Raw genomic sequence first — 12519 nt, 5'->3', positions numbered from 1 at the left:
CGACTTATTCGGCAGCCACTGTGCCAGAGCGTTTCTTTTCGGCATGGGCCATCAGCCCGTCGCGCACCCATTTGCCGTCGTCCCAGGCTTGGTTTCGGGCGGCCAGCCGGTCGGTGTTGCAGGGGCCATTGCCACTGATGACATCGAAGAACTCGGACCAGTCGGGTTCTGAGAAATCATAATGGCCGCGATCGTCGTTCCAATTCAGCTTTGGGTCAGGGATGGTCAGGCCCAGATACTCGGCCTGTGGCACAGTCTGATCGACGAATTTCTGACGCAGCTCGTCATTGGTGTTCATCTTGATCTTCCATTTCATCGACTGCGTCGAATGCACCGAGTCCTTGTCGGACGGTCCAAACATCATCAGCGATGGGTACCAAAAGCGGTTCAAAGCGTCCTGCGCCATTCGTTTCTGGTCCGGCGTGCCTTCGGCCATCTTGCGGATGGCGTCATAGCCCTGACGCTGATGAAAGCTCTCTTCTTTGCAGATGCGGATCATGGCGCGTGAATAGGGACCGTAAGACGTGCGCTGCAACGGCACCTGGTTCATGATCGCGGCGCCATCCACCAGCCAGCCAACGGCACCAACATCAGCCCAGTTCAGGGTGGGGTAGTTGAAGATGGACGAGTATTTCATGCGCCCGTCCAGCAGCATTTCCGTGATCTCATCCCGGCTGACACCCAGTGTTTCGGCGGCGCAGTAGAGGTACAGACCATGCCCGGCCTCGTCCTGAACTTTTGCCAACAGGATCGCCTTGCGTTCCAGTGTGGGTGCCCGCGTGATCCAGTTCGCCTCGGGCAGTTGCCCAACGATTTCGGAATGGGCGTGCTGGCCGATCTGGCGGATCAGCGTCTTGCGATAGCCTTCGGGCATCCAATCCTTGGGTTCGATCTTTTCGTCAGCGTCTATGCGCGCCTGAAAGGCAGCAAGCTTTGCAGGATCTTCCTGTGTCGCCTCGGACTTAACCATCTGAGCATACATGTCCCGTCATCTCCCCTATACGCGTTCAAGAATAAGCGCTGCGCCCTGACCGACGCCGACACACATGGTGCACAGTGCGTATCGCCCGCCCGTACGCCGCAACTGATAGGCCGCCGTCATAACCAACCTTGCGCCGGACATGCCCAACGGGTGGCCAATGGCAATCGCGCCCCCATTCGGGTTCACCTGTGGCGCGTCGTCTGGCAGGCCCAGTTCGCGCAGTGTCGCCAGACCCTGGGACGCGAAGGCCTCATTCAACTCTATCACGTCCATTTGCTCGATGCTCAGCCCGGCGCGAGCCAAAACTTTGCGGCTAGCCGGAACCGGGCCAATGCCCATGACACGCGGCTCAACCCCGGCGACAGACATGCCCACGACCCGGGCCATCGGGGTCAGGCCGTTCTTTGACGCTGCCGCCTCATTGGCCATCAAAATGGCTGCAGCGCCATCATTGACGCCCGAGGCGTTGCCAGCGGTCACCGTCTTGTCCGACCCGTTGACACCTTTGAGACCAGACAGTTTGTCCACGGTCACATCCGAGCGCGGATGTTCATCCGTATCGACAATGATCGGATCGCCCTTGCGTTGCGGGATCGTGACCGGGGTGATTTCATCCCGGAACAGACCTGCCTCGTGCGCGGCGGCCCATCGGGCCTGACTGCGCGCCGCAAAAGCATCTTGGTCATCGCGGCTGATACCAAAGTCTTCGGCCACATTGTCGGCCGTTTGCGGCATCGAGTCGATGCCATAGGCCTGTTTCATCTTCGGGTTCACAAAGCGCCAACCGATTGTGGTGTCATAGACCGCATTGCTGCGGATAAAGGCCGAGGTCGCCTTGGGCATCACAAAGGGCGCGCGCGACATGCTTTCGACACCGCCGGCCACAGCTAGATCATAATCGCCCGCCTTGATGCCCCGCGCTGCCATTCCAACCGCATCCATTCCACTGGCGCACAATCGGTTCACTGTTGTTCCGGGCACATCAACCGGCAATCCAGCCAACAAGGCCGCCATCCGCGCCACATTGCGGTTGCTTTCACCCGCCTGATTGGCATCGCCATAGATCACATCATCAACGCTAGCCCAATCAACCTGCGGGTTGCGCTCTTTCAGGGCGGCCAATGGAATCGCGGCCAGATCATCTGTCCTGACTGACGACAAAGCCCCCCCATATCGCCCAATCGGAGTGCGCGTCGCGTCGCAAATGAATGCGTCCATCACTTAGTTCTCCTGTAGGTGCTGATCCGTATCATTGACCGCATGGTCGGTTTTTAGGGCGTCCATCGATTCGAGGCAAGCTTTATGTTACGAATTCTTTTTACTTTTTAGCTTTTCTGTAACATTAAGCGAGAGAGAAACGCCCGCATTGATCGCCGAATGACCAGCATCGGGCGGATCAGATAGGTGACGCTAAAGAAAACCTAGCTGTCCAGCTCGGCTTCCAAGGATGTTAAATCCGGGCGCGGCAGTTTTTCCAACAACTGAGATACAGCCGCCCGGCATGTAGCGCCTTTCCAGTCAGCGGGCAGAAACGCTGCAGGAAAGGCGGGATGGCGCAGAACAATACGACGCCAATTATGCACGATCAGGACACGCAGAATGGCCGCCTTCATCGGGTCGCCCGCCCCCTCGGGCGGCATCTCTTGGTCGATGATCTGTGTCGATCTCAAGAACTGATCATAGGCGGTTTTCAACGCCTCTGGCCCGCAGAGATCCCGAAGCCAGCCAGGAACAGAGATAGCGCTGCTTTCCACGCCCATCAGCTCTTCAAGACCCGCCGGAACCTGACCCGGAGCCATCGACGTTGCGGGATTGAGAGAGATGTAGTCCCCAGTCAGCATCAGGTCAGCCAATTCTTTGCGCGATGAGTCCGAATTGCTGGCGATAAGTACATGCCAGAGGCCGGGTTCCGGCGCTTCCTTGGCATAGATACGCGGTGCGGCGGTCACACTCTGATGACGGCCAAACGCGGTCAGGCGGTGAAAGCTGCTGCGCCCTTTGCGGGTGCTTTCGATCCAGCCATCCTTGCGCAGCCGATGCAGGGCAACACGCGTGGCTTCGGCCTTGATCCCGGCAAGGCTGGTCAGTGCGGTGATCACCGCACCACTTATTTGATCTGTTTCTTCCTGCGCCAGATCACCGAATATCGTCACCAGCACGGACCACACTCGTTGCGTACCCTCAGAGGTCAGATGGCTAACGCAGGTTTCAAACCAATCGGGGGCTGAATCTTTCATACGGCAAGTATAATCGGGCCAGATCGAATTACCATCCGGCCCAAGAATCTTAGTAGGCCACCATGGTCAGCAGCTCATATTCGGCCACAGGCTCATCATCTTGTTGGGTCAGGGTGACATGCCAGCGCACCTCGCCATATTCATCATTGCGGCGGGTTTTCTTTTTGACTGTCAGGCGCACCTTGATGCTGTCGCCTGCCTCTACCGGTTTCATAAAGCGCAGGTTATCGAGCCCAGTATTGGCCAGGACCGGCCCCTCGTTCGGTTCCACAAAAAGACCCGCCGCGAAAGACAGCAAAAGATATCCATGCGCGACCCGGCCCGGAAAGAACGGGTTACGCTCAGCTGCGGCCTGATCCATATGGGCATAGAAGGTGTCGCCGGTGAATTCGGCGAAATGTTCAATGTCTTCCATGGTCACGGTCCGCGGTGCGGTGTGGATCGTCTCACCAATGGCCAGATCGTGATAGCGGCGTGTAAATGGATGGGCTGGCGCATTGACTTCGGCTGCACCCGGCACCCATCTCTCGCCAATAGCTGTCAATATGTCCGGCGATCCTTGAATCGCCGTACGTTGCATATAATGCATCACACCGCGCACACCGCCCATTTCCTCGCCACCGCCAGCACGGCCGGGACCGCCATGGACCATATGCGGCAAAGGAGAGCCATGGCCTGTGGATTCTTTCATCGAGTCTCGGTTGTTGAAATAGAGCCGCCCATGATAGGCCCCTGCCCCCATAACAAATTTGCGGGCAACATCAGCATCATGTGTGATGACTGAGGCCACCAGAGACCCCTGCCCTCGGTTCGCCAGCTCAATCGCGTGGTCGGTATCGCGATAGCCCATGATTGTACTGACGGGCCCAAAGGCTTCGGTATCATGCACACGTTGCGAGGCATCGGGATCGCTGCAATGGAACAGCATCGGTGGCATAAAGGCGCCCTTATCTGCATCGGCCCCATCGACCACGAAGTCGTCCGGGTTGCCAAAGACGCACTCGGCCTCGTGCCCTATAATCGCGGCCTTCTCTAAAACATCGCGCTTCTGACTGGCTGAGACCAGCGCACCCATTCGGGTGGTTTCCAGTTTCGGATCCCCGATGGTGGTCTTTGCCAAACGCGCGGACAGCGCCTCAATCACGGCTTGCACATGCGGCTCGGGCGCGATGATCCTGCGGATGGCAGTGCATTTCTGACCCGCCTTGGTGGTCATCTCGCGCTGAACCTCTTTGACGAACAGATCGAATTCGGGCGTTCCCGGCGCGGCATCAGGGCCCAGGACCGAGCAGTTCAAGCTGTCCTGTTCCGCCACGAACCGGATCGAATTTTTCAGGATTACGGGGTTCGCGCGCAGCTTCAGCGCCGTATCTGCCGAGCCGGTAAAGCTGACCACATCCTGCATGGTCAGGCGATCAAGCATGTCGCCCAGACCGCCTGACACCAGTTGCAATGCACCGTTGGGCAATATGCCCGACTCGAGCATCAGCCGAACGCACAGCTCAGTCACATAGCAGGAATTTGTGGCCGGTTTGACGATGGCCGGAACCCCCGCCAGAAGAGTCGGAGCCAGCTTTTCCAGCATGCCCCAGACCGGAAAGTTGAAAGCGTTGATATGGATCGCAACACCTTTCAACGGGGTGCAGATATGCTGCCCCAGAAAGGTGCCATTGCGCGAAAGCTGTTCGACCTCGCCGTCGAGATAGACATGCCCGTCCGGCATCTCGCGCCGCCCTTTTGAGGCAAAGACGAACATCGTGCCAATACCGCCGTCAATGTCGATCAGATGATCCGCCTGGGTTGCGCCGGTATTGAAGGACAGATCGTACATCGCCTGCTTGTGCTTGCCCAGATGAACAGACAGCGCCTTGAGCATCTTGGCCCGCTGGTGAAACGTCATCTTGCGCAGCGCAGGACCACCAACATTGCGCGCATGATCCAGCATTCCCTGAACGTCCAAGGCGTTGTTTCCGGCTGTTGCGATCACCTCTCCCGTCACCGCGCTTGCGATGTTGCGAGCACCTGCCCCCGGCGCTATCCACTCGCCCGCAGCAAAACTTGAAATCTGTTGGATCGTCATAGGTCTCTCCTTACTCGCGGCAGGGCTAGCGCGCGGGGGCGTTTGCGATATCTTATTATTAACCGTACGGTCGGTCAATAAATTTCAGAACAAGCAGCGCGGCTAGTTCAAACCTGCGCGGGCAGGTGGGCGAACCCCCGAAACCGGATACGCCCCCCACGCTGAGCACTTTCCGTGATCTGGTAATCAGGGAACCGGTTCAAAAACCGGCTAATGGCAACCCGTCCTTCCATCCGGGCCAAGGTCAGACCAACACAAGTATGCGGTCCGCCCGCAAACGCGTGGTGCTTGTTGGGACGGCGATCCAACATCATGTCGTCGGGGCAATCAAACTGTCGCGGATCGCGGTTGGCCGCGCCGATGCAAAGATGCAGATCGGTTCCTGCTGGAATGACATGTCCGTGAAATTCCACCTCTTCAGTGGTCAGGCGATTGCCGAACTGGTTCGGGCTTTCCAGACGCAGAAACTCGTCAACTGCGGTGAAAATCAGGTCTGGATTAACCAACAGCTCGGTCCGCTTATCCCTGTGGCGGTCCAACAGATCCAAAGCGTTGCCAATCAGGTTTGTCGTGGTCTCATGCCCGGCATTCAGAATGAAGATGCAGTTCTGGTACAGTTCAACCTCGGTCAGGCCGCCCTCGGTGTCATCCTGTATCAACCTGGTCAAAACATCGGTCTCCGGGTTCCCCGGGTTGGCCCTGCGGTCGTCGATGATATCGCGCAGAAAGGCTTTGAACTCGCGGACTGCGCGGTTGCCCCAATCTTCCTGCTCGGGCGTCAGCTGCGGTTCCAACGCCCCGAGAATGGCCAAGGACCACTCACGCAACGGCTCACGCTCGGACCGAGGGATGCCCAGCAGGTTGCCGATGATCTCGATCGGGATCGCCCCGGCAAAATCCTCGATCAACTCAACTGTGCCCTTGGCCTGCATTTGATCCAACAGCCCGTCGACAAGTTCGATCAGACCCGGCTCCATCCGCGCCAAAGCGCGCGGGTTCATCGCGCCCACCATCACCTTGCGGACACGCGAGTGCAGGGGCGGATCATTGAACACAAGACTGGTGGTGTGATGTTCAAACAATGGGCTATCCACCCCGTATTTGGGGCCAAACACGGCCTTCTTGTCCGAAATGAACCGCGTTGTGTCCCGATAGATGATGTCCAGATCCTGATGTCGTGACAGGATCGCCGACCCATCGGGTTGCAGGCAGACGGGCGTATCTTCACGCAGCGCCCTATAGGTAGGATAGGGATCATCGTGGAACCCGTCAGGCAGCTTGGTCAGCGCAAACATCAGTGGCCCATCGCCCCCATCTGTTCCGGCAGAACCAGCACAAGCCAGGGCACCAGAACGATCAGGGCCAGCCGGAAGATATCGGCGATCCAAAACGGCGTGACGCCTCTGAAGATCGTCCCGGTCGACACATCCCCGACCACACCCTTCAGAATGAACACGTTCAGCCCCACGGGCGGGGTGATCAGGCTGATTTCGGTGACGACGACCACTACAATGCCGAACCAGATCGGGTCATATCCCAGCGATGTGACCAGAGGAAAAAAGATCGGCACGGTCAGCAGCAGCATCGACAGGGATTCAAAAACACACCCCAAAATGATGTAGATGCCCAGGATCATCAGGATCACCACAAAGGGCGCAACGTCATACGCTGTGACCATGGCGATCAGCGCTTCGGGCAAACCGGCGAGGTTGATGAAGTTCGAAAATATCTGCGCCCCGATCAGGACCGAGAACAGGGCCGCAGAGGTCGCGGTGGTTTCCTTCAAAACCTCGAATGTTGAACCCAGGCTAAGCCCGCCGCGCGACAAGGCAATCAAAAAGGCGCCCATGGCCCCCATCCCCGCCGCCTCGGTCGGGCTGAAGGTCAGGTTCAGCGGTTGAAAATCGAAGGCACCATAAAGCCCGCCAATGACCAGAAAGAACAGCAGCAACACGGCCCAGACTGAGCGCAAGGCCCTCAGGCGCTCGACCCAACCGTGGCGTTCGCCTGCCGGTCCCGCCTCTGGTTTGCGCCAGACGGTCCAGCGCACCGCGAAAAGATAAAACAGAATGCCAAGCACACCGGGGATAATGCCCGCAACAAACAGTTTGCCAATCGAGGTTTCCGTCAGCAGGCCATATATGACCAGGATCACCGAGGGCGGGATCAGGATGCCAAGCGTGCCACCCGCTGCAATCGACGCAGTCGAAAGCTCATCCGCATAACCATACCGGCGCATTTCCGGCATCGCGACCTTGGACATGGTGGCCGCTGTCGCCAGAGACGACCCGCAAATTGCCGAGAACCCGCCGCAGGCTGCGACAGTCGCCATGGCGATGCCGCCCCGGAAATGGCCAAGAAATGCGTTGGATACCGCATAGAGCTCGCGCGCGAGCCCGCCTTTGTTCACGAACAGGCCCATCAGGATGAACAGAGGCACCACCGACAATCCGTAATCCTGTGCCGTATCGGTGATCTGCCGACCCACCATCGACATCGCCGCCTTCAAGCCGCGCTCCGAAAAGATGCTGCCGCCACGTTCGTAGGCGAACCCAAGCGTACCAACCAGACCCATCGCGAAGACGATAGGCAGACGCACCAGTACAAGCACCAGAACAAGGGCAAAACCGATAAGTGCGGCGGTCATTGAGAGGTCTCCGACAAGGATTGGGGGGAGAAGATAGTAATTAGGCCCGTGACAATCATCGCCATGGCCGTGATCGCAGTGAACCCGGCGATGAACCAGCCGACATAGAATACCGGGATCGACAGGTATTCAGTCACATCGCCATAATCCCGTGCGCGCTCGGCAAGAATCCAGACGCGTTTGATCGGCCAGATGAGCATCACGCCCGACACAATATATACAACAGCGTCACGCGCTCGGCTCAGCCGCAAGCGGGAAAATACTCCGTCCGTCAGGTCGACGGCGATCTGACCCTTTCCGGCTGAGATCATCGGCAGAACCGAAAACACCATGATCGCCATGAGAATACGTGTCAGCTCTGTCGCCGCCTCAATCGGGGCGTTGAAGACAGACCGCAGGATGACGTCAAAAAAGGTCATCACCATCAGGATGAACAGCGCGATACAGGCCAGCAGCGTCGGAGCGATGCTGACGCGACGCGCAAAAGTCACGAGAGATTGCATGATTGGGTCCCGGCTGGTGAATTTGGCTGGCGAAGAGACCCCGCCAGCCGGACTGCGTTACTGGGCAGCCATTTCATTTACGATCATGTCATAGGCCGCCTGTGCGTCAACACCGGTGCCGTTGACCTCGTCAATCACCTTGGCGCGGACATCAACGGCGATCGCGTTGAATTTTTCCAGATCTTCCGCCGAGGCCGCGTTGATTGCGTTGCCCTCAGTGGCTTCGGTCGCCTCGCGGCCGATCCCGTCGATCTCGTCCCAGATCTTGCCGATTTCGCGGCTCAGCGGTTCACCGAACACATTCTCCTCCAGCGCCTGCTGCAGCTCAGGGGGCAGGTCGGCAAACGTTTCTTCGTTCATGATAAAGGCGAACGACCCGCGATACAGGCCGCCCGGAACCTCGTAAACGTTCTGGGCAACCTCGGTCAGCTTAAAACCCTTGCGGGATTCAAACGGCATGACAACGCCATCGGCTGCTTTCGAAGCAAGGGTCTCATAGACTTTCGGTGCAGGCACCTGGATGCCGGTCGCGCCAAGCGCTGTGCCGACGTCACCGCCAACCCCACCCGGGATACGGACCTTGAGGCCCGACACTTCATCCAGCGTGGTCACCGCGCTGCTGGAATGCAGCTGCGCCGGACCATGGGTATGCAGGGCGATCACTTTCACGCCGCGATGCTCGTCCGCGGCCTTGAGATGCGCGTCATAGGTGCGCCAATATGCAACCGATGCGGCCTCTGCCGAGCCTTCATATCCGGGCAGTTCTATCATCTTTGTGGTGACAAAGCGCCCCGGCTGGTAGCCGTGGAAAATGATCGAGGCATCCGCCGCGCCATCCATGATCAGATCCATCTGTGCTGGTGGCGGCGCGATGCCCAACTTCAGTTCGGCGGTGACCTGACCGTCTGTGGCCTCTTCAACCATTTCCACGAATTTTGGCCACATCTTCGCGTTGATACCGTGGGTCGGCGGCGCCCAGCTGGATATGGTCAGCGTATAATCTGCGGCCAGCGCCACGGTGCCCGAAACGGCCAAGGCGGCTGAGGCCAATAGCGTGCTCAAACTGTTGAATTTCATGGTTTTGTCTCCTCCCTCTGAAACATACATTGAATCTGCGTTAATAGTCCGTTTTGTAACCATCAATAGTCATGGTGATGTGGTCTGCCCCGCAATCCTCCAAGACCCGGGGCTTTCAGAGGCGACGGTCTCCATTATTCCCCGCGACAGCTGCGCCCCAATTTCATCCCGATAGTTCATCGGCCCCCCGCGCCAGCGCGGGAATCCGTAGCCATGGATCTGGACCATATCCACGGCCATCGCGTTTTCGGCGATACCCTCTTCGATGATCAATGCGCCCTCATTCGCAAGTACCGCCATCAAACGGGACGAAATCTCGGTACTCGTAAACGCGCGCCGGGTGATGCCAAGTTCAGCCGAGTTGGCTTCGATCAAAGCCTCGACCTGTGTATCACGGATCGGCGTACGGTCGCCGTCATCATAACGATACCAGCCTTTTCTGGACCGCTGCCCGAAACGCTCCATCTCGCAAAGCTGGTCGGCCACAGAAACATAGCGCTCATCCGGTGGGCGTGTTGCAGCATTGCGCTTGCGATTGGCCCATGAGATCTGAAGACCGGTCAGATCCTGCAATTCGTACGGACCCATGGGCATACCAAAGTCGCGCATGGCCTGATCCACTTGATAAGGCAGCGCACCATCTGCCAGAAGATAATCAGCCTCGCGCCGATAGGCGGCCAGCATGCGATTGCCGATAAAGCCATCGCAAATGCCCGATAGGACCGCCACTTTGCCCAGCTTTTTGCCAAACGCAAATCCGGTGGCGATGACCTCTGGGTCCGAATGCCCGGTATGTACGATTTCAAGCAGTTTCATGACATGGGCTGGGCTGAAGAAATGTAGACCTATACAGCGGGCCGGACTGTCGATACCGGCGAAAATCTGGTTTGGATCCAGATAAGATGTGTTGGTGGCAAGAATTGCGTTTGTGTCCATATGCCGGGCGAGTTCCGCGAAAACCTGCTGTTTGACAGATATGTCCTCGAACACCGCCTCAATGGCCAGTTGCGCATCCCGTGCGTCGGCATAGCTGTCAACGGCGCGAAAGGCGCTCAGGCGGCTCTGCATCTGCGCCTCAGTCAGCTTTCCCCGTTTGGCAGCGCCTTCGAGCAGGCCCTTAACACGCCCCAAGGCCGCCGCGGCGGCTTCGGCGTTCTGCTCAATCAACGTGACAGAAAACCCCCCATTCAGGGCGGCGGTTGCAATCCCGGCACCCATCAGACCGCCGCCGACCACCGCGATACGGCTGATGTCGCGCGGGGTTACGCCTCTGATCAAAGAAGGTTTGGACACGCTCCGTTCGGCAAAGAAAGCATGGCGAAGGGCTCGGCTTTCGGCACCTTGGCGCAGGGCCAAATGGCGGACGCGCTCTTTTGGCAAGGCATCGGCAAAGGGTTCGGTCGCCCACCCCAATGCCGTCAGATTTTCCAGCGGAGACTGCTGACCCTTTGACCGTTTCAAAAGTTCCGCGCGCGAAACCTCTATCAGGTTCGGTGCAAAGCTGGTGAGGCTACGCTGACTGACTGGCACTGGTCGCTGCGGCAGGTTGGCCACAAAGGCCTGAACGGCAGCCTCAGGCTGTTCAGTGACAAGATCAAGGCCACCCAGCCCTAGTAACGTTTCTGCAGTCAGGATTTTGCCCCAGCAGGCCATGTCAATCGCTGCCTCCATCCCCACAAGACGGGGAATACGCTGGGTGCCCCCTGCCCCGGGGATCAGACCCACATTGACCTCTGGCAGACCAAATCTGGTGCCCGGCGCGGCAATGCGCCAAGCGCAAGCCATGGCAATCTCGAACCCGCCGCCCAGAACAGTACCGTGCATGCAGGCGATAAAGGGAACTTCACTGTCTTCGATCATCTGTACTACGTCAGGCAGATGTGGCTCAACCGGTGGGGCGTCGAACTCTGACATATCGCCACCGGCAACAAAGGTTTTGCCCGCACATCGCAGGACAGCCACGCGCGCGCCTTTGATGGCACCTACCGCGTCGGCCAACCCCTGACGCACCGCAGCGGATGTCGCGTTCACTGGCGGATTGTTGATCGTTACCCAGGCAACGTCACCCTTCCGCTCAACGCTCACCACCGGCGATTTTGCCATAACCCATCCCTTTGATTTGCTCAGATTCGGCTTGCGTTTATATATTGACCAACCGTTCGGTTAATGCAATCATAAAGTTGAAACGATACCGGCCGAGGCAGTGATGAGCGATACGATTCTTGTAGAAAATCACGGGAACTGGGTCGAGATTACGTTGAACCGTCCAGACAAGCTGAATTCGTTCAACGAAGACATGCATCACGCGCTTCAGGCTGCCTTGAATTCCGCGCGCGATACAGGCGCGCGGGCAGTGCTGCTGACGGGCGCCGGGCGTGGCTTTTGTGCCGGCCAGGACCTTGGTGACCGCGATCCGTCGAAAATGGACGGGCCGCCGGATCTGGGCAAGACCGTCCGCAGTTTCTATGCCCCCCTCGTGCGGCTGATCCGGTCGTTGGACTGCCCTGTCATCTGCGCGGTGAATGGTGTCGCTGCCGGCGCCGGGGCCAATCTGGCACTGGCCTGCGACATGGTTCTGGCAGCGGAAAGCGCGAAATTCATCCAGAGCTTTTCCAAGGTCGGCCTGATCCCAGACACTGGCGGCAGCTGGCACCTGCCCCGCCTTTTGGGCGAGGCGCGCGCCAAAGGGCTGGCCTTTACCGCACAGCCGCTGCCCGCCAAACAGGCCGAAGACTGGGGCCTGATCTGGAAAGCCATACCCGACGATCAGCTATTGGCAGAGGCTCGTACGCTGGCTGATCAACTGGCCAATGGCCCGACCCTTGGGTTGGGCAAGACCAAACACTGTATCCAAGCAGCGGCGACGACCTCTTTGTCTGATCATCTGGAACTCGAGGCTGATGCAATGAAAATCTGCGGCGAAAGCGCGGATTATGCCGAGGGCGTGTCCAGCTTTCTTGAAAAGCGCGCGCCTAATTTTCAGGGTAAATGAC

At 58.4% G+C, this 12519-nt stretch carries 10 protein-coding genes; 1 reads left to right on the top strand and 9 read right to left on the bottom strand.

Features of this window, described 5'->3' with window-relative positions; translation table 11 throughout:
• Window positions 1-4: 4 nt before the first annotated feature.
• The 9 genes from paaA to AC2FLG_RS03410 form a co-directional block, all read right to left on the bottom strand.
• Window positions 5-982, bottom strand: a complete 978-nt coding sequence (gene paaA, locus AC2FLG_RS03450; RefSeq protein WP_496698310.1) for a 1,2-phenylacetyl-CoA epoxidase subunit PaaA — start codon at window positions 980-982, stop codon at window positions 5-7.
• 15 nt (window positions 983-997) lie between these two features.
• Complete coding sequence (gene pcaF / locus AC2FLG_RS03445; protein WP_496705014.1) at window positions 998-2200, bottom strand: 3-oxoadipyl-CoA thiolase; 1203 nt, start codon at window positions 2198-2200, stop codon at window positions 998-1000.
• 203 nt (window positions 2201-2403) lie between these two features.
• A complete protein-coding gene (locus tag AC2FLG_RS03440) occupies window positions 2404-3219 on the bottom strand; it encodes a PaaX family transcriptional regulator C-terminal domain-containing protein (RefSeq protein WP_496705013.1) in 816 nt (271 codons plus the stop codon).
• Between the two features lie 49 nt (window positions 3220-3268).
• A complete protein-coding gene (paaZ, locus tag AC2FLG_RS03435) occupies window positions 3269-5299 on the bottom strand; it encodes a phenylacetic acid degradation bifunctional protein PaaZ (protein WP_496705011.1) in 2031 nt (676 codons plus the stop codon).
• Between the two features lie 107 nt (window positions 5300-5406).
• Entirely contained in the window at window positions 5407-6594 is a 1188-nt protein-coding gene (locus AC2FLG_RS03430) for a cytochrome P450 (protein ID WP_496705008.1), read from the bottom strand.
• Window positions 6594-7946: a TRAP transporter large permease gene (locus AC2FLG_RS03425; protein ID WP_496691528.1), complete on the bottom strand. Its 1353-nt coding sequence runs from the start codon at window positions 7944-7946 to the stop codon at window positions 6594-6596. Before AC2FLG_RS03425 ends, AC2FLG_RS03430 begins: the two co-directional genes overlap by 1 nt.
• Window positions 7943-8449: a TRAP transporter small permease gene (locus tag AC2FLG_RS03420; protein ID WP_496691527.1), complete on the bottom strand. Its 507-nt coding sequence runs from the start codon at window positions 8447-8449 to the stop codon at window positions 7943-7945. The genes AC2FLG_RS03425 and AC2FLG_RS03420 overlap by 4 nt, the downstream gene beginning before the upstream one ends.
• 57 nt (window positions 8450-8506) lie before the next feature.
• A complete protein-coding gene (locus AC2FLG_RS03415; protein WP_271949076.1) occupies window positions 8507-9526 on the bottom strand; it encodes a TRAP transporter substrate-binding protein in 1020 nt (339 codons plus the stop codon).
• Window positions 9527-9595: 69 nt separating this feature from the next.
• Window positions 9596-11629 (bottom strand): FAD-dependent oxidoreductase, encoded by a 2034-nt coding sequence (locus tag AC2FLG_RS03410; protein WP_496705006.1) that lies wholly within the window; start codon window positions 11627-11629, stop codon window positions 9596-9598.
• Window positions 11630-11732: 103 nt separating this feature from the next.
• Here AC2FLG_RS03410 and paaG point away from each other — a divergent pair, with 103 nt between their 5' ends.
• A complete protein-coding gene (gene paaG, locus AC2FLG_RS03405) occupies window positions 11733-12518 on the top strand; it encodes a 2-(1,2-epoxy-1,2-dihydrophenyl)acetyl-CoA isomerase PaaG (protein ID WP_496705004.1) in 786 nt (261 codons plus the stop codon).
• The last annotated feature ends 1 nt before the right edge of the window (window position 12519 follow it).

This window comes from Ruegeria sp. CDSA193 (assembly GCF_059611885.1).
Note: the sequence above shows the minus strand (reverse complement) of the source record. Positions and strands in the feature narration are given on the sequence as shown.

Excerpts from the sequence above, each read along its gene's own strand:
- paaA (WP_496698310.1), bottom strand. The coding sequence starts at position 982 with ATGTATGCTCAGATGGTTAAGTCCGAGGCGACACAGGAAGATCCTGCA.
- pcaF (WP_496705014.1), bottom strand. The coding sequence starts at position 2,200 with ATGGACGCATTCATTTGCGACGCGACGCGCACTCCGATTGGGCGATAT.
- AC2FLG_RS03440 (WP_496705013.1), bottom strand. The coding sequence starts at position 3,219 with ATGAAAGATTCAGCCCCCGATTGGTTTGAAACCTGCGTTAGCCATCTG.
- paaZ (WP_496705011.1), bottom strand. The coding sequence starts at position 5,299 with ATGACGATCCAACAGATTTCAAGTTTTGCTGCGGGCGAGTGGATAGCG.
- AC2FLG_RS03430 (WP_496705008.1), bottom strand. The coding sequence starts at position 6,594 with ATGTTTGCGCTGACCAAGCTGCCTGACGGGTTCCACGATGATCCCTAT.
- AC2FLG_RS03425 (WP_496691528.1), bottom strand. The coding sequence starts at position 7,946 with ATGACCGCCGCACTTATCGGTTTTGCCCTTGTTCTGGTGCTTGTACTG.
- AC2FLG_RS03420 (WP_496691527.1), bottom strand. The coding sequence starts at position 8,449 with ATGCAATCTCTCGTGACTTTTGCGCGTCGCGTCAGCATCGCTCCGACG.
- AC2FLG_RS03415 (WP_271949076.1), bottom strand. The coding sequence starts at position 9,526 with ATGAAATTCAACAGTTTGAGCACGCTATTGGCCTCAGCCGCCTTGGCC.
- AC2FLG_RS03410 (WP_496705006.1), bottom strand. The coding sequence starts at position 11,629 with ATGGCAAAATCGCCGGTGGTGAGCGTTGAGCGGAAGGGTGACGTTGCC.
- paaG (WP_496705004.1), top strand. The coding sequence starts at position 11,733 with ATGAGCGATACGATTCTTGTAGAAAATCACGGGAACTGGGTCGAGATT.